Genomic DNA, 18,332 nt, shown 5'->3' on the forward strand with positions numbered 1-18,332 from the left:
CGATCCCGTCAACTGCCAGCAAGTGTGCGACTGCGCCAAGCCGCGATGATCCCGTGTTCGCGCCGGTTTTCGCACAATTTGCGACATGGGCGCAGACGAAGAGATCAGGGACCCTGCTCGACGGCCGGCGGCGGCCACGTCTCGGGCGGCGGTGACTCCTGATCCCACCGCGACCACGTGTAACGCTCCTGCTCGATCTTGGTCGGATCGCCGAGCATGAAAGCGCGGTGGTAGCGGCTCGCGCGGGCGATCGTCGCCATCCAGGTGATGACGGTGCTGACGCGGTTGCGCATACCGGTGAGAAACGCGATGTGGATGAAGCCCCACGCCAGCCAGCCCGCGAACCCCGATACACGCACGCGATGAACCTGCAGCAGTGCGTCGCCGCGGCGGATGTACGCCGCCGAACCCAGGTCGTGGTACCGGTACGGACGACGCGGCTTCCCGGCGAGGTCGCGGCGGACGCAGCGCGCTACGTGCAGACCGCCCTGCATGGCGTTCTCGGCGACCCCGGGCAGCTTGTCGCGGCCGACGAGGTCACCGACGACGAAGACCTCGGGATGCCCGGGGACGGTGAGGTCCGGTTCCACCTCGATGCGGCCGGCCCGGTCGGTCTTCGCCCCGAGCACCTCGGCGACGTGCCGCGCGAACGGCACGGCCTCGACGCCTGCGGTCCACAGCACGGTGCGGGTTGCGTATTCCTCGGCCGGGCCGCCGTTCTTGGGCGTGACGGTCACGCCGTCGCGCCGCACATCGGTGACGTGTACGCCCATCCTCAGTTCGACGCCGAGCGCGCTCAACGACTCCGCGGCGCGTTCCGCCAGATCGGGCGCGAAACTCTTCAGCACGCGGTCGCCACCGTCGAACAGCAGTACGCGGGCCTCCTCGGGTTCGATGCTGTGGAACTCGTTCGCCAGGGTCCTGGTGGCCATCTCCCTGATCTGCCCCGCCAGTTCGACACCGGTGGGACCACCGCCTGCCACGGCGAAGGTCAACCACGCGTCGCGCTCCGGCCCGGGCGGAAGGGTCTCGGCGATCTCGAACGCGGTGAACACACGCTGGCGGATACTCAGCGCGTCGTCGAGGGTCTTCATACCGGGTGCCCATTCGGAGAACCGCTCGTTGCCCATGTACGACTGGCGCATGCCTGCCGCCACCACGAGCACGTCGTAATCCAGGACGAACGATGTCTCGTCCGGCCGCAGGAACGTCACCTGGCGCTGGTCCGGATCAAGTCGGATCGCCTCTCCCAGAAGGGGTTTGACGTTGCTATACCTCGCGAGTTCCTCGCGCAGCGGCCTGCTGATGTGACCGATGCTGAGTGTCCCGGTGGCGCACTGGTAGAGCAGCGGCTGGAACAGGTGCCCGGCGGCGCGATCGACCAGGGTGACGTCGACGTCGAGGCGGCCCAACCGTCGAGCACAGAACAGACCGCCGAAACCCCCACCGATGACCAGCACCTTCATGCGACCGTTGTTGCTCATCGCTACGAGGCTAGCGTGCGGCGCGACGGGTGTGGTTCATTCGGATCGTCAAATGCGGCTCTCGCCGGTGACCTTGTCGACCTCGACGTTGGGGGTGAAGTTGAAATTCGCCACGGCCGTGGACACTCCGGTGCCGATGGGCCCGTCCTGGTCGAACAACGCGGCGGTGCCCGTGGCGACGCCTTCGGCGCTGGCATGGACGAGAGCGGCCATGCCGATGTACAGACCGCGCGGCAGCCTGCTGAGGGTCAGCGTGTAATCGGCGTTGATGAAGGCCAGACCGTCCGTGCTGAAGTTGGTCAGTGAGCTCGTGACGTCCACCGCGAGTGCGGCCCGCAGCAGCGGCGTCAGTTCCTCGCCGTCGACGAGGTCACGCACCTCGCGCAACCAGGCGTACCGCGGCCCGTCGTACTGCCACGGGAACGGCGAGTCGATGCTTCCCGGCGGCGCTCCGTAGGGCGTGATGAACATCGGCACCGTGTCGTCGAACCGCTCGGGCTCGCGCGGTATCGGCGGCAAATCGACCGGCGTGCTCCAGAACCGGCCGCCCGGTTGGACCCCTCGGCGCAGGTACAGCGCCGAGGCCCGCGCCACCACCTCGCCCTGCTGGGTCATCTCGGCATCGAGCGCCTTCATCCGGGATCCGGACCGGACCACCGAGGCACTGACCCGTACCGGCGCGCTCGCCACGCGCCGCAGGATCTCGACGGTCAGTCGTGCCGGCTGCAGTTCAGCATCATCGACATGCCGCTCGATGGCGCGGGCGAGCAGGCCGCCGACGACATGCCCACCCAGCGTCGGCCCCCAGCCACCGTGCGCGATCTCGTTGGGGACGAACCCGTCGTCCCGGCGCATGAAGTACGGCGTCAACCCGTTGCGGTCCACCGGAACCCTCTCGTCCGCGTCGCCGGGCCCTGTCCGGCGAACCGGACACCGAGTGTATTACCAATACAGCTACCGTTGCGATGACGGTATGGGTGTGCGTGCCTCAGCCGCCGCCGTCCTGGCGCGGCGTGTCCTCGGATTCGTCCCCGGTCGTACTCGGCGTCGGTTCGGGTTCCAGCGCGACGCTCTCGATGGGTCGCCGCAACGGGCCGGTGATCGGAGCGTCCTCGGCGGGACGCAGTCGCACGACGCGTCCCACCGCGCGACGCAGCCCCGGTGGTCCTTCGATCCGGAAGAAGTCACCGACCCGCCCGGCGCGGTAGCGCAGCGGTGAGCCGATGAACTCACCGAGCACGACGCCGGCGCCCAGCGCGAGTGCGGTCGCACCGGCGGCCAGCAGTTGGGCCAGACCGTCACCGAACCGGTCCTCGACCGCGAAGAAGTACACCGCGCGGAACACCGCCATACCGGGGAGCATCGGTGTGATGCCCGCCGTGGAGGTCACCAGAGCCGGGGCCTGGCGCCGGATCGACAACAGCGTCGCGAACAGACCCACACCGACCGCAGCGACACCGGTGGCGACGACCTGCCCGAAACCGGCCCATCCGAGCCCGATCAGCACCACCTCGGCGAATCCGGCCGCCAGCCCGGCCGGCAGCAACGTTCGCCACGGCGCGTAACTCGCGATGGTCAGGCACACGCTCGCAAACGCCGCCCCGATCACCGCGAGCACGATGGGGCCCGGACGGTAGGGCGTCACGAACGCCTGCGTCGCGTCGACGTTCAACTGGATCGTCACACCCGCGACCGTGGCGATCTGCAGTCCGGCGAGAATGCCGACGACGATGCCCGCGGTCATGAACAGCGCCTCACTGAGCCGGGCGACCGCGGTGATCATGTGGCCGGTGATCGCGTCCTGCACCGAACCGACCAGCGTCAGGCCCGACAGCAACATGACGATGCCGGTGGCGACGAGAGCAGTCAGTCCCTCTCCGGTCACCAGGTACGCCGCGACCGCGACCAGCGTCGCGATCGCAGCCCCCACGACGTTCTGAAAAAAGAACGGTGTGCCGATCCGGTTGAGCACCCGGCCGGTCCGGTCGATAGCGGCCGATGTGAGCGCGGCGACCAGACACGTCAGCCAACTGCCGCCGAGCAGCATCGCGATACCGAGCGCGAAACCGGCCCATCCGGCCGTCGACAGCCACCGCGGATAGGGGTGCGGGCGCTCGGTCACCACATCCATGGCCGCATGCGCCTGGTCGACCGAGACACCACCGGAGGTGATGTCTCTGATCAGGGCGTCGAGTTCGGCCAGCCGCGTGTAATCGGTCGATCTGGTCCGCACCGCACGCATGATCGTCAGAGGCGGACTGTCCGCAGTGGGCGGCGCGGAGACGATGATCGTGGTGAAGGTGATGTCGACGACGCAGTCTGTGAGGCGATAGGCCTGGGCCACGTCCTGCGCGGTCGCGACCACGTCTGCGGTACCCGAACCCGAGGACAGCATCACCTCGGCGAGCCGGATGACCAGATCGAGGACCTTGCGGGTGTGCAGGTCCCCCATGCCGGCCGAGGCCCGGCTGCGCTGCCCCGCAACCGGGGCCGGGTCGCGATGGCCACGCATCGCAACCCGCCGCAACCCACGGCGCAGGCGCGCCGCTCCTTCAGATCCATCTTGCGCCATCGCCAAGCACGATACTGACGAAGCACCGCAAACCGGCCGATCACCGCGAACCGACACGGCCTGCCTGACGCCCCCGATTCCCCCGCGATCCGTGGCAGCGACGGCTCAGCACCCCGAAACCCGTTGGAAAACAACCATTGCAAGAAATTTCTTCGGCTGGAGGTATAGCGTCGGGCACATCGGGGTAACCGCCGCAGCAAGCCTGCGCGCAGAAGCGGTCGGCCGACAATGGCCGAACGCGGCTCGCTCTTGCGCCTCCCATCCGAGCTCCCAGATCGGAGCGAGACATGCACCGACATACCGAATTCGAGAAAGACTTGACTGCGTCCAATCGGGCGAGCAAGGTGGGCGGCATGCCCTCTCGGGCGGAGTTCGAAGCCCAACTGCGGATGACGGACCTTCGGGTCACCCGCCCGCGGATCGCTGTCATGGAGGCGGTACACGCGAATCCACATGCCGACACCGAGACGATCTACTCGGTGGTACGTGGTTCTCTGCCAACCGTTTCCCGGCAGGCGGTGTACGACGTGCTGCATGCTCTCACAGCGGCGAACCTGGTCCGGCGCATTCAGCCGTCCGGTGCGACCGCGCGCTATGAGGCACGGGTCGGCGACAACCATCACCACGTCGTCTGCCGCAACTGCGGGTCCATCGCCGATGTCGACTGTGCGGTCGGTGAGGCGCCGTGTTTGACGCCTTCGAACGACGACCACGCTCTGGATGGCTTTCTGCTCGACGAAGCCGAGGTCATCTATTGGGGCCGGTGCCGGGAATGCTCGGTGGACGGCCCTTGATCACAGCCCACATCACCAACCACCCGGAAGGATTTCGCTGTGTCATCCGATACATCTGACAGCCGCCCACCCAACCCGGATACGAAGACCGCGAGCACGAGCGAGAGCGAAAACCCCGCGATCCCTTCCCCGAAGCCGAAATCGGGCGCTCCGCTTCGCAACCAGGACTGGTGGCCCAACCAGATCGACGTATCACGCCTGCATCCGCATCCCCCGCAGGGCAACCCGCTGGGCGAAGACTTCGACTACGCCGAGGAATTCGCCAAGCTCGACGTGAACGCGCTCAAGGCCGACCTCACGGCGCTGATGACGCAGTCCCAGGACTGGTGGCCCGCCGACTACGGGCACTACGGCGGCCTGTTCATCCGTATGAGCTGGCACTCGGCAGGCACCTACCGCATCCATGACGGCCGCGGGGGCGGCGGGCAGGGCGCCCAACGGTTCGCACCGATCAACTCGTGGCCCGACAACGTCAGCCTGGACAAGGCCAGAAGACTGTTGTGGCCCATCAAGCAGAAGTACGGCAACAAGATCTCCTGGGCCGATCTGCTGGTGTTCACCGGCAACGTGGCTTTGGAATCCATGGGCTTCAAGACGTTTGGCTTCGGCTTCGGCCGCGAGGACATCTGGGAGCCAGAGGAGATCCTGTTCGGCGAGGAAGACGAATGGCTGGGCACCGACAAGCGGTACGGCGGCGGCGAGCAGCGCCAACTCGCCGAACCGTACGGTGCGACCACGATGGGCCTGATCTACGTCAACCCCGAAGGCCCGGAGGGTCAACCCGACCCGCTCGCCGCGGCACACGACATCCGCGAGACGTTCGGCCGCATGGCGATGAACGACGAGGAGACCGCGGCGCTGATCGTCGGCGGGCACACGTTCGGCAAGACCCACGGCGCCGGCGATGCCAGCCTCGTCGGTCCCGAGCCCGAGGCCGCACCGATCGAGCAGCAGGGTCTCGGCTGGAAGAGTTCCTACGGCACGGGCAAGGGTCCCGACACCATCACCAGCGGGCTGGAGGTCGTGTGGACCAACACACCGACCAAGTGGGACAACAGCTTCCTGGAGATCCTCTACGGCTACGAGTGGGAGCTGACCAAGAGCCCGGCCGGCGCCTGGCAGTTCACCGCGAAGGACGGGGCAGGCGCGGGCACCATCCCGGATCCGTTCGGCGGGCCAGGACGCAACCCGACCATGCTGGTCACCGACATCTCGATGCGCGTGGACCCGATCTACGGGAAGATCACGCGCCGGTGGCTCGACCATCCCGAGGAGCTCTCGGAGGCCTTCGCGAAGGCCTGGTACAAGCTGCTGCACCGCGACATGGGACCGATCTCGCGGTATCTGGGGCCCTGGGTCGCCGAACCGCAGCTGTGGCAGGACCCGGTCCCGGCGGTCGATCATCCGCTGGTCGACGACCAGGACATCGCCGCGCTGAAGTCCACGGTGCTCGATTCCGGGCTGTCGACGGGACAACTGATCAAGACTGCGTGGGCGTCGGCGGCGAGCTACCGCAACACCGACAAGCGCGGCGGCGCCAACGGGGCCCGGGTGCGTCTGGAACCGCAGAAGAACTGGGACGTCAACGAACCGGCCGAACTGGCCACGGTGCTGCCGGTGCTCGAGCGGATCCAGCAGGACTTCAACGCCTCGGCATCCGGCGGCAAGAAGATCTCGTTGGCCGACCTGATCGTGCTGGCCGGTTCGGCGGCGATCGAGAAGGCCGCCAAGGACGGTGGCTACAACGTCACGGTGCCGTTCGCACCGGGACGCACGGACGCGAGCCAGGAGAACACCGACGTGGAGTCCTTCGCGGTGCTCGAGCCGCGGGCCGACGGGTTCCGCAACTACGTCCGCCCGGGTGAGAAGGTCCAGCTGGAGAAGATGCTGCTCGAACGGGCGTACTTCCTGGGCGTGACCGCACCGCAGCTGACGGCTCTGGTCGGCGGGTTGCGCGCGCTGGACGTCAACCACGGCGGCACCAAACACGGTGTGTTCACCGACCGGCCGGGCGCTTTGACCAACGACTTCTTCGTCAACCTGCTCGACATGGGCACCGAGTGGAAGACCTCGGAGACGACGGAGAACGTCTACGAGGGAGTCGATCGCAAGACCGGACAGTTGAAGTGGACCGCGACCGCGAATGACCTTGTGTTCGGGTCACATTCGGTGCTGCGTGCCGTGGCCGAGGTTTATGCCCAGTCCGACAACGGCGAACGGTTCGTCAACGACTTCGTCAAGGCCTGGGTCAAGGTCATGAACAACGACCGGTTCGACCTCAAGTAAACCGAGAACTGGTCACGCTCCATACGGCGAGGCCCGCGGGATACCCGCGGGCCTCGCTGTGCGTCGGTGCTCATTGGTGAGTCGGGACCACGAGGTTTTGAGGGTCCGTTCCAGACGTCTGAGAGTCACCCTGGAAGTAGAGAAGGAAATCGGAAGGCCGGGAAAATGTCGGACGTCTATGAAGCAGTCATCAGCAGGCGGGCGGTGCGCGGTTTCACCGATCGCCCCGTGCCGAAGGCGGTGCTGGAGCGGGTGCTCAGCGCCGCGGCCTGGTCACCGTCGAGTTCGAATACGCAACCCTGGAACATCTACGTCGTGACCGGCGACGCGTTGGCCGCCCTCAAGAAGCGCGCCACCGAGCGCGTGGCCATGGGCGTGCCGTGGGACGAGCGTGAGTACGACATGTACCCGGCCACCATGACCTCGCCGTATGCCGACCGCCGAGCGGCGTTCGGAAAGGAGCGTTACAGCGCGCTCGGCATCGCACGCGACGACTGGGAGGCCCGGCAGCGCGCCGCGATCGCCAACTGGGATTGCTTCGGCGCACCTGCCGCCCTGTTCTGTTACATCGACCGTGGACTCGGCCCGGCCCAGTGGGCCGATCTGGGCATGTACCTGCAGACCGTGATGCTGCTGCTGCGCGCCGAGGGGCTGCACAGTTGCCCGCAGATGGCCTGGTCACAGGTCCGCACGACGGTCGCCGAGGCCGTGTCTCCCCCACCTCGGCTCATGCTGTTCTGCGGCATGTCGATCGGCTACGAGGATCCCTCGGTGGACTATGTCCGCACGGGCCGCGCCCCGCTAAAGGAAACGGTCACGTTCGTCCAGTGACCCGGCTACCGCCCGTGCGCCTCGAAGAAGTCCATCGACAGCACCGACGCGTCGAATCCACGGATCGCCAGGCCGACCTGTTGTGCAGGTAGCACCTCCGGCGCGCCGGGCCACGTGTGTCCGCCGTTGTCGACGCGCATGAAGACCACCGCGGTGCCCGCGGCGCACGGCGCGTACGTCAGCCGCTCGGTCGACGTACCGTCGCCGACGGCCGGAAGTGTCTCCGGCGCCGGATCATCCGCGCAGCCGTCGAGACCGCGCCAGCGGTCAACGAGTTCGGTGGCCGAGAGCACCGTACTGGTGCCGCCGCGTCCGTTCATCACTCCCCCGCCGAACGGCACGATCGGATCGGCGGTGCCGTACATCGCCAGCACGGAAACGGGTTGTGACGGGCTGCATCCCACATTCGAACCGAGGGTTCCCGCGACCGGTGCGATCGCCGCGAACAGATCGGCGCGCTCGCACGCCAACCGGTTCGCCATGAAGGCCCCGGCCGACAGGCCCGTCGCATACACCCGGTCGCGGGGTATGCCGAAGTCGGTGACGAGCCGGTCGACCAGCGTGGTGATGAACCCGACGTCGTCGACGCCCTCACGATCGGGCACCGACGCGCCGCGACCGTCGGCCCAACTGCGGTCGATCCCGTCGGGGTACACCACGGCGAACCCGTGCGCGTCAGCGACCGAGTCGTAGTGTGTGAGCGCCGCCTGGTCGGCGCCCGTGAGTCCCGCCGCGTGCAGATTGACCACCAGGCCCGACGGCTTGTCCATCCCGGGCGGCAGGTGCAACTGATAGGTCCGCAGCATCCCACCGACATCGATCTGAGCTGCCGGTATGGGCCCCAGCGGGCCTGCGTGTGCCCACGGGGCCGCACAGCCGAGCATCATCGCCGCACCGAGCAGAGAACTCGTCACCGCACGAGCAATTCGCGCCGTCGACGTTTGAGCCATCGCTCCCCCACGAATAGACCAGCAAACGAGAAACCGACGCTACCCGGTTCGGTTGGGCGATTGGTCGAGATTCGCCCAGACGCTCAGGTGGTCAGCACGAACCGGTAGCGGGCCCGACCGTCGGCCATCGCGCCGTACGCCTCGGCGGCATCGTCGAGCGGGCGTTCCTCGACGCGGGCACGGACACCGGCCACCACCGCGAAGTGCATGGTCTCCTCGACCTCGCGTGCGGTTCCTGACGGATGTCCCGAGATGCTCACCGCGGGCTGGATCAACTGCGCGGGACTGACCCCCAGGGGTTCGGCGCTGACCCCCACCGCGACGAGTTCGCCGCGCGGTGCGAGCCCGCCGATCGTGTCGGCCATGGCCTGCGAGTTGCCCGCGGTGCCGAGTACCACCGCTGCGCCGCCGAGGTCCTGCAGTGCGGCCGCGACGTCCTCGCTCGTCGAGTCGATGTAGTGCCGCGCACCGAGCGCGCGGGCGTCCTGCTCGCGGTCGCCGCGACCGCGAGCGATCACGACGGTGTCGAATCCCATTGCGGCAGCGAACTGCACACCGAGGTGCCCGAGCCCGCCGAGCCCGATGATCGCCACGACGTCACCGGCGACGGCGCGCGTGTGGCGCAGCGCGTTGTAGGTGGTGACCCCTGCGCACCCCATCGGGGCGGCCTCGACGAAGCTCAACTCGTCGGGGATGCGGGCCAGCGCGTTGGCGGGCGCGGTCACCGACTCGGCATATCCACCCGGATAGCTCAGGCTGGGCACCTGTCCGTTGACACAGTGGATGAAGAGCCCCTTGCGACAGGGCACGCAGGTGCCGCAGTGGCCGCCGAACCAGCCGATGGCGACACGGTCACCGACCGCGAAATCCTCGACGCCGGGCCCGATTTCGGCCACGGTGCCCGCGATCTCGTGTCCGGGGGTGACAGGCCACGAGGCGACCGGGAAGACGCCGTTGACGATTCCCCTGTCGGTGCCGCAGACCCCGCATGCCGCGACGTCGATGCGGACCTGGCCCCGGTCGGGAGGCGGGGTCTCGACATCGGTGAGTTCCAGCGTTCCACCGGTGGATTTCACGTGTACTGCTCGATGAGTGGGCATGGGGTGATTCAACACTCCGGGGCCACGGTTGCCGGGCAAAACGGCGAGACCGGTGCCCGGCCGACCACCCGGACCCGCTCAGTGCGCGCCGAGCTTGCCTTCGAGGTACTGCGCGCGGCATGCGCGGCGCGCCAATTTGCCGCTGGTGGTCCGCGGAATGGCACCCGCGGGCACGAATCGGACGTCAGCGACCGTGACGCCGTGCCGGTGCGCGACCGCCACACGGATCGCGTCGATCCCCGGTTGCGGATCGGCGCGGGTGGTCCCCACGGCACGTTCGGCGATCACGACGAGCCCGTCCTGCGTCTGGCCGTCAGATGCGCCCGGGACGTCTTGGGCCGCAACGGTGAACGCGGTGACGTGACCGCGGCGGACCAGAGGCGACGCGTCCGCCACAGTGGTCTCGATGTCGTGCGGATAGTGACTGCGCCCGTCGATGACCACGAGATCGGCGATGCGGCCCGTCACGTACAACTCACCGTCGCGGTACACGCCGAGATCGCCGGTGCGCAACCACCGCGCGTCGGCCGGCGCGTTCCCGGAGTGGGTGCCGTCCCGCAGGCGGGCCCGCAGCGTGGCACCGAACGTCTCGCGCGTCTGCTCCGGCAGGTTCCAGTACCCGCGGCCGATGTTGTTGCCATGCAGCCAGATCTCGCCGACTGTGCCGTCGCCGAGTTCCTCCCCGGTTCCGGGGTCGACGATCACGGCCTGCAGGCTGCGTGCGACCTGACCGCACGACACGTGAGCGACCGCGTCGACGGCGTCGCCTGCGACCGGCACCGCACGACCCTGGGCCAGTTCGTCGCGGTCGAAGTAGACGACCGACGCCTGCGCCGCGGGCGCGATGGTCGCGACGAACAGTGTCGCCTCGGCGATGCCGTAGGACGGTTTGAAAGCCGTGGCCGGCAACCCGTATGGCGCGAAGGCTTTGTTGAAGTCCGCGATGGCCGAGGGGCTCACCGGTTCGGAGCCGATGATGAGCACCACGTTGCTCAGATCGATCTCGTCGCCGTGCTCGGGCACACCGCGTTGCGCGGTCCACTCGTAGGCGAAGTTGGGCGCGGCCGTGATGACGCGTCCGAACCGTGACTCGTCCGACAACGCCTGGATCCAGCGCTGCGGTCGCCGGATGAACGCGGTCGGCGACATCAGGGTCGAGTGGCCGCCGTAGACCGCCGGGAAACCGATCATCGAGAGACCCATGTCGTGGTAGAGCGGCAGCCAACTCATCCCGTGGGTGTTTCGGTTCAGCAGATCGATCGACAGGATCATCTGCAGCAGGTTGGTGCCGACCGCACGGTGGGTGATCTCGACTCCGACCGGCGGACGTGTCGACCCCGACGTGTACTGCAGGTGCGACACGTCGTCGACGTCGACGGGAACAGGCGCGAAATCGGCGCCTGCCGAGTCGGGTACCTCGTCGATGACGACGACGTGTGGTTGTTTGCCGGAAAGCTTGTCCAGGAAACCGGTGACCGCCTCCTCCACGGCGGCCGTCGTCAGCACCGTGGTCGGACGCGCGTCGCTGAGCGCGGTGTCGAGGCGTTCGGCGTGGCCCTGCAACTCCGGGGCGAACAGCGGCACCGCGATGGTGCCCGCCTTGATCGCCGCGAAGAAGCCGATCACGTAGTCGAGGCCCTGTGGCGCCAGGACGGCGACCCGGTCACCGCGGGCCGCGACCTGTTGCACCGCAGCGCCGACGGCACGCAACCGAACTCCCAACTGCCGCCACGTCAGCTCCGCCACCTGGAGTTCTCCGTGGCTGTAGTCCAGGTACCGGTAGGCCACCGAGTCGCCGACATTCGCGATGTTGCGCTCGATGAGCGAGATCAGGGTCGTGCCGGGAGGCAGCACGATGCCACCGTCGGCATCGAGGCAGTCCTCGATCCGCAAGAGACCGGTGGGCGCCTCGTACTGCGTCCGCGATCCGCTGTCCATGACCGCAGTCTAGGTGTCATCGTCGGCCGATCGGCGCGCCCCCGGCGTGACGTGCGAGACATCCGCGCTGCCGATCACGCTCCGCGACGGAGTTTGCCGTCGAGTTGTCCGACGGTGCGGATCCAGCCGTGATGGAAGCTGTCGTATTGCTCGGGCGGCAGCATCGAATGCTCGACAGACACCGCCGTACGAGTGGTGGTCCTGGCACGACACCTACGCGGGGCCCCACGCGTAGCGGCCATCGGAGAAGATGGCCGGGTGACCCCCGCACCGTTGACGGTCCCCGCCCTGTTGCAGCGCAGTGTTCGCGAGTTCGGTGACGACACCTATCTGGTCACCCCGACCGGCAGAGCGACCTACCGCGAGATCGACAACCTGTCGGTGCGCGCGGCCCGGTGGCTGTTGGGTCAGGGTGCCGGCAAGGGGACCCGCGTCGGACTGTTCTTCGCCAACGGGATCGAGTGGATCACGTGGTGGCTCGCGGTGTCCCGCATCGGTGCCGTGGCCGTACCGCTGAGTACGTTGTACACCCCGGCCGAGATCGCCAAAGTGCTGCGCCTGGCCGATGTCGGGATCCTCGTTGCCCCGCCACGCGTCCTGAACATCGACGTCGGCCTGCGCCTGCGGGAGGCGCTGCCCGAACTCGCCGGCCAGCCCTCGCGCGCAATTGCGGTGCGCGCCACGCCGTTTCTGCGCCGCATCGCGATCACCGGCGAGACCGACCTGCCGTGTGCCACCCGCATCGACGACACGGGCGTCCCGCAGGAGATCCTCGCCGCGGCCGAATCCGAGGTGAGTCCCGCGGATCTGGCCGTCATGGTGCACACGTCGGGATCCACCGCGGATCCGAAAGGTGTTCTGCACACCCACGGCACGCTCGTGCGCCAGACCTCGACGTGGCCTGCCGCGATCCGTGCGGTGACCGGTTCGCAAGGGCACGCCCGGATCCTGTGCGCCATGCCGTTTTTCTGGATCGGCGGACTGCTGGCGGCAACCGGGGCGCTGCACGAGCCCGTCACCTTGGCGATCCTGCCCAAGCTGGACGCCGGAGCGGCACTCGATCTCGCCGAACGTGAACGCATCACCGGGATCGTCGGCTGGCCCGCGTTCACGCAGCGGTTGCGGGAGCACCCGACTTTCTCCGTGCGGGACCTGAGCAGCGCGCCGATGCTGCGCGACGGTCCGCTCGACATCGCGATGACCGATGTCCCGGACGGATTCCCGGTGCACCGCACCATGACCGAGACCGCCGGCGGCTTCGCCTACACCGACATGCGCATCGTCGACGACAACGGTGTGCCCGCCCCCGACGGGACCGTCGGCGAACTCCACGTCCGCGGCATCGGCGTGATGGCCGGCTACAACAAACGCGAACGGTTCGAGACGTTCGACGACGACGGTTGGTACCACACCGGCGACAAGGTGTACCGGCGCCCGGGTGATCCGAGGGTGTTCTACGTGGGTCGCACAACCGATCTCATCAAGGCGGCCGGGGCCAATGTCTCACCGCTGGAGGTCGAGGCGGTGCTGGCGGGGTTCGGCGAGGTCGCCCAGTGCCTGGTGCTCGGCGTCGACGACGCCGAGCGTGGTGAGGAGGTGTGCGCCGTGGTGGTTCCGTCCGGAACTCCCGGCGACACACTCGACGTCGCGTTGCTCGCACAGCGCGCTCGCGAGCAACTCTCGGCATACAAGGTTCCCACGCGGTGGGTGATCGCCTGCAGCGACGACATCCCGACGTTGCCGAGCGGCAAGTTCGACCGGAAAGCGTTGCGCCGATGGATCATCGACGAACGGCTCGGCGTCACGGCTCGGTGAGGCCCCCGGCCACGTCCTCGATCCGGTCGCGAAAGCCCGAGGCCGACCGCACGTCGGCGCCTGCGGCGCGGACCCGTTCGGCGAGGCCGCGGTCGGAGGTCACGACCGTGACGTCCGAACGACCCGCAGCGAGCAGACGGACGATCTCGTCGTCGGCCGAGTTCGGCGCGGAGGCCGGTGCGTGCGTGACCTCGACGACGCGCGACTCGATCGGTGGGGTGGTCGGCGCCTCGAACACGACCGTGACGTGTGCACCTTCGGCCGACGCCCACCGCTCGAGCTGAGCGACCAGTCTTGCCATCGCGCCGCGGCGGTCCCGCGACCATCCATCGGGGCGTGAGCCGATCACGTTCATGCCGTCGACGATCCAGCGCACGGATTCGACCGTACCGCTCACCCGGCAACGAACAGGTTCCGCAGATCGTCGAGCACCTCGCGCATCACCATCCGTAGGTCGGTCTCGTGTTCGACCTCGACCCACCTTGCGAAGGCCACCTTGAACACCGCGATACCGGCCTCGCCGGCCACCTCCGCGGTCGCTCGCGGAATGCCGCGATCACGTAGGGCCTCCGCGATCGCGGCAGCCAGCGTCGCCAGCTTGATCAGTTCCCGTTCCTGCAGTGCGGTGTTCGCATTCACCACGGCCTGACGTCGACGCGCGTCGGCATGCCTGCCTGCGAACATCTCCCCCACGGTGTCGAGTCCGGCCGCGACGGCGTCGAGCGCGGCAACTGCCGGACCGGAAGCCCAGGGGGCCCCGACTGCTGTGGCGACCGCGCCGACGAACAGTTCCTGCAGCACGTGTTCGCCGCCGAACAGCACCTCGCGCTTGTCCGCGTAATGCCGGAAGAAGGTGCGCTCGGTGAGACCGGCGCGTTCGGCGATCTCGGCGACCGTTGTGAGTTCGAACCCGCGCTCGGCGTACAGCTCGAGGGCGGCACGTTCCAGGCGGCCGCGCGCATCGGGCTCCCAACGACTCATGTGCCGATCGTAGGGGAATGACAGTCACTGACATGGAGTTGCATACTGATGTCAGTGACTGACACCGACCGGGTGCAGTCCACGCCATCAGGAGGTTCACCATGCGCGTTTTTGTCACCGGAGCTTCCGGCTTCATCGGCTCCGCGGTAGCCGACGAGCTCATCGCTGCAGGTCACACCGTCATCGGGCTGGCTCGATCCGATGCGTCGGCCGAGGCGCTGACACGGGCGGGTCACGAGGTCCACCGCGGAGACCTCACCGATCTGGACAGTCTTCGCGCAGGCGCCGCATCCGCCGACGGGGTCATCCACCTCGCATTCGTGCACGATTTCGAGAACTTCGCCGGGGCTGTCCAGACCGACAGTGCCGCGATCGAGGCGCTCGGGGAGACACTGGCCGGGTCCGACCGTCCGCTTGTCGTCGCCGCGGGCGTCGCCGGCCTTCCGCGCGGCACCACCGAAGATGACGCGATTCCCGCCGGGTTCCCACGCCTGTCGGAAACCACAGCGCTGAACCAGGTTTCGAAAGGCGTACGGGCCTCGGTGGTGCGCCTGCCACCGTCGGTGCACGGTCGTGGCGACTACGGATTCGTGCCCAGGCTGATCTCGATCGCCCGCGAACGAGGTGTGTCGGGCTATCCGGGTGACGGGTCCAACGCGTGGTCGGCCGTGCACCGTGTCGATGCGGCACGCGTGTTCCGGCTCGCGCTCGAAGATGCACCGGCAGGCTCGCGGTGGCACGCGGTGGCCGACGAGGGCATCGCAGTTCGGGAAATTGCCGAGACCATCGGTCGCGGTCTCGGCCTGCCGGCGGTGTCGGTACCTCCCGACCAGGCGACGGCGCATTTCGGCTGGCTGGGTGGATTCTTCGCCGTCGATGCCAACCTGGGAAGCGCGCTGACCAGGCAACGGTTGGGGTGGGAACCCACCGGTCCGGGTCTGCTGGCCGATCTCGACGCGGGGCACTATTTCGAGTCCGCCGCCGGCCAGGGTCTCGAGACGGTCACGGGCTGACGGTCAATCGCTGCGCGGCCGGTCGATTCGAGGTTCACTGGAAGCCTCATCCGGCACACGCACGTGGGAAGGAGCAACCGTCATGGTCGCCGAACCCAACCCTGTTCCCCCTGCGGCGACCCCCAGATCTGCTCCCCGCCACATCCGCCTGACGTCGCATCACGGCGCCGAGGGCGCGCTCGCCATCCGGTGGGGCGCGCCCACGGCCGCCGAACGCGGACCGTTGATCGGCACCACGACCACGCGCGCGCACCGCAACGTGATCGGTACCCACAGCGGTTCCTACAGCGTGTACCGCGCCCTGGCCGTCGCTTCCGGGGCGTTGTCACCAGAGCACCGGGCCGATCTGACCAACACCGCACCGACCGATGTCATCGGCCCGTATGCGCAATGGAGCGATCCGAGCGCGATCGTGAGTCTGGACCCGTGGGGCGCGATGGTGGCCGAGGCGTTCACCACCGAACTCGCGGCCGGTTTCGACATCAGGCCCACCATCGCGATCACCAAGGCCCATGTGATCCTGCCCGAGATCGCCGATGCCATCGCCAAGGGCCGACTGCAGCCAGACGGACGGATTCTCCTTCCTAACGGCGCGGCGCTGGTGACCAAGGCCGCGATCGAGCCGGTGTGGTACCTGCCCGGGGTCGCGGCGCGATTCGGTTGCAGCGAGACCACTTTGCGTCGCGTGCTGTTCGAGGAGACCGGCGGCATGTACCCGGAGTTGGTCACCCGCAGCGATCTGGAGGTGTTCCTCCCGCCGATCGGCGGTCAGACGCTCTACATCTTCGGCAACGCCCGCGACCTGGCCGATTCGTCGGTGGAACTGACCGCGCGGGTGCACGACGAGTGCAACGGTTCCGATGTCTTCGGCTCCGACATCTGTACGTGCAGGCCCTATCTGACGCATGCGATCGAGGAGTGCATCCGGGGTGCGCAGCGCGGCGGGGTCGGTCTGGTGGCCTACTCCCGCAAGGAGGGCCGCGCACTCGGCGAGGTGACCAAGTTCCTCGTCTACAACGCACGCAAGCGGCAGGCCGGCGGCGACACCGCCGATCAGTATTTCGCCCGCACCGAGTGCGTGGCGGGCGTGCAGGACATGCGGTTCCAGGAGCTGATGCCGGATGTGTTGCACTGGTTGGGGATCCGCAAGATCCACCGACTGGTGTCCATGAGCAACATGAAGTACGACGCGATCGTCGGCTCCGGCATCGAGGTGGGCGAGCGCATCAACATTCCCGAGGAATTGATCCCGGCCGACGCCCGCGTGGAGATCGACGCCAAGATGGCCGCGGGATACTTCACGCCTGGACCGGTTCCCGACGCCGAAGAACTGAAGATCGCGAAAGGCCGCGAACTCGCCTGATGAGCCACGCCGATGTGCCTGCCGCGGTGACGGCGCTGCGTCGCACGCAGACCATCCGTGAGCGCGCGCGTTTCCTGTACCACCGTGCCCGCGACGGGGGCTCTGCGTGGTTCACCGTCGACGACGACGCGCTCGAACGCGCCGCGTCGGAGGTCGCCGCGGTCACGCGGGACAACTACCCGGACCTCAAGATCCCGTACCACAGCCGGTGGCGGCACTTCGAGGCCGGCGGGATCGACCGCAGGCAGCAGATCGGCACGCGTGTGTCCGGCGGCGACGCCCTCACGCGCGCGATGGTCGACCTGACCGTCGTGAGCGTGCTGCTCGATGCGGGTGCCGGACCGGACTGGCGCTACACCGAACCCGGTACCGGACAGACCTTCACCCGCTCGGAAGGCCTCGGCGTCGCGAGCCTCCACGCGTTCTGCGATGGCCTGTTCTCCAGCGACCCGCAGGATCCGCTGCGGGTGGACGCGGCAGGCCTGGCCCGGCTCGACACCCACGCGCTGGGCCGTGCGTTCCAGGTGGGGCCCGGCAACCCCCTGGTGGGCCTGGACGGGCGGGTCGAATTGCTGCACCGACTGGGCGGTGCGCTCACCGAGGTATCCGGTGCGGCGCGGCCGAGCGCACTGCTCGAACCGCTTCTCGGCCGCGGCCCGGTGGCCGCACACGACATCCTCGACCGGCTGCTGGCGTCGCTCAGCGGAATCTGGTTGACGCCCAGCGCCATCGAGGGACATCCGCTGGGCGACTGCTGGCCGCATGACGCGGTGCCCGGACCGGGACCGTCGGCGGGATGGATGCCGTTCCACAAGCTGTCGCAGTGGCTCACCTACTCGCTGCTCGAGCCGTTCGAGTGGGCCGGGGAGCGGATCACCGGACTCGACGAACTCACGGGTCTGCCCGAGTACCGCAACGGCGGCCTGTTCCTCGACACCGGGGTGCTGCGGCTACGCGATGACAACCTGACCGAGCGCGCCTGGTCGGTGGGCGACCAACTCATCATCGAATGGCGCGCGCTGACCGTGGCACTCCTCGACGAGATCGCGCCCCTGGTCCGGGAACTGCTCGGCGTGCCGGACCTGCCGCTGGCATGCGTGCTCGAAGGCGGCACCTGGGCTGCCGGCCGCGCGTTGGCACAACGCCTGCGTGGCGGCAGGCCACCGCTGGTCATCGACAGTGACGGCACCGTCTTCTAGAGAGGA

Annotated in this window: 15 protein-coding genes; 7 read left to right on the forward strand and 8 right to left on the reverse strand. The window is 68.1% G+C overall.

What is annotated here, in order from left to right; all coding sequences use genetic code 11:
- Window positions 1-104: 104 nt before the first annotated feature.
- The 3 genes from AT701_RS17280 to AT701_RS17290 form a co-directional block, all read right to left on the reverse strand.
- Window positions 105-1,484, reverse strand: coding sequence for an NAD(P)/FAD-dependent oxidoreductase (locus tag AT701_RS17280; RefSeq protein ID WP_014877706.1), 1,380 nt, complete (start codon window positions 1,482-1,484; stop codon window positions 105-107).
- Window positions 1,485-1,532: 48 nt separating this feature from the next.
- The gene (locus AT701_RS17285; RefSeq protein ID WP_003894901.1) at window positions 1,533-2,369 is read right to left on the reverse strand and encodes a thioesterase family protein; all 837 of its coding nucleotides are present in this window, start codon (window positions 2,367-2,369) and stop codon (window positions 1,533-1,535) included.
- 103 nt (window positions 2,370-2,472) lie between these two features.
- Window positions 2,473-4,056, reverse strand: coding sequence for a threonine/serine exporter family protein (locus AT701_RS17290; RefSeq protein WP_014877707.1), 1,584 nt, complete (start codon window positions 4,054-4,056; stop codon window positions 2,473-2,475).
- Window positions 4,057-4,409: 353 nt separating this feature from the next.
- Between AT701_RS17290 and furA2 the strand changes: the two genes are divergently transcribed.
- From furA2 to AT701_RS17305, 3 genes are all read left to right on the forward strand, one after another.
- Window positions 4,410-4,850: a fur family transcriptional regulator FurA2 gene (gene furA2 / locus AT701_RS17295; protein WP_011729085.1), complete on the forward strand. Its 441-nt coding sequence runs from the start codon at window positions 4,410-4,412 to the stop codon at window positions 4,848-4,850.
- A gap of 39 nt (window positions 4,851-4,889) precedes the next feature.
- Entirely contained in the window at window positions 4,890-7,136 is a 2,247-nt protein-coding gene (gene katG, locus AT701_RS17300; RefSeq protein ID WP_003894904.1) for a catalase/peroxidase HPI, read from the forward strand.
- Between the two features lie 165 nt (window positions 7,137-7,301).
- Window positions 7,302-7,967 (forward strand): nitroreductase, encoded by a 666-nt coding sequence (locus AT701_RS17305; RefSeq protein ID WP_036453224.1) that lies wholly within the window; start codon window positions 7,302-7,304, stop codon window positions 7,965-7,967.
- 5 nt (window positions 7,968-7,972) lie between these two features.
- Here AT701_RS17305 and AT701_RS17310 read toward each other — a convergent pair whose 3' ends face one another.
- The 3 genes from AT701_RS17310 to AT701_RS17320 form a co-directional block, all read right to left on the reverse strand.
- Window positions 7,973-8,917, reverse strand: a complete 945-nt coding sequence (locus tag AT701_RS17310) for an extracellular catalytic domain type 1 short-chain-length polyhydroxyalkanoate depolymerase (protein WP_014877708.1) — start codon at window positions 8,915-8,917, stop codon at window positions 7,973-7,975.
- An 83-nt stretch (window positions 8,918-9,000) separates the two neighbouring features.
- Window positions 9,001-10,017, reverse strand: coding sequence for an alcohol dehydrogenase catalytic domain-containing protein (locus tag AT701_RS17315; RefSeq protein WP_011729088.1), 1,017 nt, complete (start codon window positions 10,015-10,017; stop codon window positions 9,001-9,003).
- Between the two features lie 78 nt (window positions 10,018-10,095).
- Entirely contained in the window at window positions 10,096-11,955 is a 1,860-nt protein-coding gene (locus AT701_RS17320) for a fatty acyl-AMP ligase (protein ID WP_058126285.1), read from the reverse strand.
- A 258-nt stretch (window positions 11,956-12,213) separates the two neighbouring features.
- On the opposite strand from AT701_RS17320, the gene AT701_RS17325 reads away from it, so the two are divergent.
- Complete coding sequence (locus AT701_RS17325) at window positions 12,214-13,770, forward strand: class I adenylate-forming enzyme family protein (protein ID WP_011729090.1); 1,557 nt, start codon at window positions 12,214-12,216, stop codon at window positions 13,768-13,770.
- Here AT701_RS17325 and AT701_RS17330 read toward each other — a convergent pair.
- Both AT701_RS17330 and AT701_RS17335 read right to left on the reverse strand, forming a co-directional pair.
- A complete protein-coding gene (locus AT701_RS17330) occupies window positions 13,757-14,146 on the reverse strand; it encodes an NYN domain-containing protein (protein ID WP_058127650.1) in 390 nt (129 codons plus the stop codon). The genes AT701_RS17325 and AT701_RS17330 overlap by 14 nt on opposite strands.
- 17 nt (window positions 14,147-14,163) lie before the next feature.
- Window positions 14,164-14,751, reverse strand: coding sequence for a TetR family transcriptional regulator (locus AT701_RS17335; RefSeq protein WP_003894914.1), 588 nt, complete (start codon window positions 14,749-14,751; stop codon window positions 14,164-14,166).
- A gap of 101 nt (window positions 14,752-14,852) precedes the next feature.
- Here AT701_RS17335 and AT701_RS17340 point away from each other — a divergent pair, with 101 nt between their 5' ends.
- The 3 genes from AT701_RS17340 to AT701_RS17350 all read left to right on the forward strand — a co-directional run bounded on the left by AT701_RS17340 (window position 14,853) and on the right by AT701_RS17350 (window position 18,326).
- On the forward strand, window positions 14,853-15,764 hold the full coding sequence (locus AT701_RS17340; RefSeq protein ID WP_003894915.1) for an SDR family oxidoreductase: 912 nt from the start codon (window positions 14,853-14,855) through the stop codon (window positions 15,762-15,764).
- 82 nt (window positions 15,765-15,846) lie between these two features.
- The gene (locus AT701_RS17345; RefSeq protein WP_058126286.1) at window positions 15,847-17,127 is read left to right on the forward strand and encodes a GTP cyclohydrolase II; all 1,281 of its coding nucleotides are present in this window, start codon (window positions 15,847-15,849) and stop codon (window positions 17,125-17,127) included.
- Window positions 17,127-18,326 (forward strand): URC4/urg3 family protein, encoded by a 1,200-nt coding sequence (locus AT701_RS17350; RefSeq protein WP_058126287.1) that lies wholly within the window; start codon window positions 17,127-17,129, stop codon window positions 18,324-18,326. Before AT701_RS17345 ends, AT701_RS17350 begins: the two co-directional genes overlap by 1 nt.
- Window positions 18,327-18,332: the final 6 nt, after the last annotated feature.

Origin of the sequence: Mycolicibacterium smegmatis (assembly GCF_001457595.1) — a bacterium.
Lineage (GTDB): Bacteria > Actinomycetota > Actinomycetes > Mycobacteriales > Mycobacteriaceae > Mycobacterium > Mycobacterium smegmatis.

Coding starts and splice junctions, on each gene's coding strand:
- AT701_RS17280 (WP_014877706.1), bottom strand. CDS start 1,484: ATGAGCAACAACGGTCGCATGAAGGTGCTGGTCATCGGTGGGGGTTTC.
- AT701_RS17290 (WP_014877707.1), bottom strand. CDS start 4,056: ATGGCGCAAGATGGATCTGAAGGAGCGGCGCGCCTGCGCCGTGGGTTG.
- furA2 (WP_011729085.1), top strand. CDS start 4,410: ATGCCCTCTCGGGCGGAGTTCGAAGCCCAACTGCGGATGACGGACCTT.
- AT701_RS17305 (WP_036453224.1), top strand. CDS start 7,302: ATGTCGGACGTCTATGAAGCAGTCATCAGCAGGCGGGCGGTGCGCGGT.
- AT701_RS17310 (WP_014877708.1), bottom strand. CDS start 8,917: ATGGCTCAAACGTCGACGGCGCGAATTGCTCGTGCGGTGACGAGTTCT.
- AT701_RS17315 (WP_011729088.1), bottom strand. CDS start 10,017: ATGCCCACTCATCGAGCAGTACACGTGAAATCCACCGGTGGAACGCTG.
- AT701_RS17320 (WP_058126285.1), bottom strand. CDS start 11,955: ATGGACAGCGGATCGCGGACGCAGTACGAGGCGCCCACCGGTCTCTTG.
- AT701_RS17335 (WP_003894914.1), bottom strand. CDS start 14,751: ATGAGTCGTTGGGAGCCCGATGCGCGCGGCCGCCTGGAACGTGCCGCC.
- AT701_RS17340 (WP_003894915.1), top strand. CDS start 14,853: ATGCGCGTTTTTGTCACCGGAGCTTCCGGCTTCATCGGCTCCGCGGTA.
- AT701_RS17345 (WP_058126286.1), top strand. CDS start 15,847: ATGGTCGCCGAACCCAACCCTGTTCCCCCTGCGGCGACCCCCAGATCT.
- AT701_RS17350 (WP_058126287.1), top strand. CDS start 17,127: ATGAGCCACGCCGATGTGCCTGCCGCGGTGACGGCGCTGCGTCGCACG.